The organism is Methanoregula sp. (assembly GCF_002835825.1).
Lineage (GTDB): Archaea > Halobacteriota > Methanomicrobia > Methanomicrobiales > Methanospirillaceae > Methanoregula.
On the sequence record NZ_PIZH01000730.1, the window covers coordinates 1 to 960 of the forward strand.

The window sequence follows — 960 nt, forward strand, 5'->3', positions numbered from 1 at the left end:
CAGGTTCACCCCCACCATGCCCGGCAGCGGGGAGCCGGGGATCACGCTCCTCCTGGAGGACACGACCCAGCGGCGCCGGGCCGAGCGGGCCATGCAGCAGCGGGACCGCCTGCTCCATACCATCTTCCAGATCCCGTCCATCCCCCGGTTCTTCATCGACCGGAACCACAAGGTCGTCTTCTGGGACCGCGCGCTCGAGATCATGACCGGCATAAAGAGCGAGGAGATCGTCGGGACGGACCAGCACTGGCGCTGTTTCTATAACGAGAGGCGGCCCTGCCTTGCCGACCTCCTCGTGGATGGGGATGTTGCCCAAATCCCGGATCTCTATGGCCCGGCCTGCACGACATCCCCAACAACGGACCGGGTCTATGAGTTTACGGCCTTCTTCCCGCATGCCGGCAACAGCGGAAGGTGGCTGCATGTCACCGCCTCGGTCATCCGCGACATGGCGGGCAACCTCACGGGCGCAATGGAGACCCTCGAGGACGTGACCGAGAAGAAGCAGCGCGAGTTCGTGGTGGAAGCCTGACGCCGGGCAAAGGTTACCGATCTTCCGCCGCACGGTTGTGCACCGGCTCTCACACTTCAGCGGCGGCCTCTCGTTTTATCGCCACGACGCCGCCCGGCTCCCTGCGCATCGGGCAGACTTTGATGCTGTCGAGGTCACCCATCACAAAGGCAAACCGTTCCCGGATGGATTTTGGGAGATCCGACTCGGGGATGAGGTAAAATCCGAGGCTGCCGTAAAAGTCCACGGGCTCGGTCTTTGAATGTATATACAGGGCCTCGTTCCTGCCGCACTTCCCGGTTAGGAGGATCATGACCGGGCGGGCAAACCCTTTGAGCCTGTACTCGTCAAGGACACAGACGGCGTCAACCCTGAGGCCGTCTTCATGGCGGGAACAGCGCGCGACCCCGATGATCCGGGCGCCGGTGAAGACTGCAAAGAGCCGGTCG

General features: G+C 63.1%; 2 protein-coding genes. One reads left to right on the forward strand and one right to left on the reverse strand.

All coding sequences use genetic code 11. The annotated features are described in order from the left end of the window. A partial coding sequence (locus tag CW742_RS14760) for a PAS domain-containing protein (RefSeq protein ID WP_292421693.1) occupies positions 1–532 on the forward strand: 532 nt, incomplete at its 5' end. Between the two features lie 49 nt (positions 533–581). Here the strand turns inward: CW742_RS14760 and CW742_RS14765 are convergent. Continuing rightward, the coding region (locus tag CW742_RS14765; RefSeq protein WP_292421695.1) for a GNAT family N-acetyltransferase at positions 582–960 on the reverse strand (379 nt) is incomplete at its 5' end.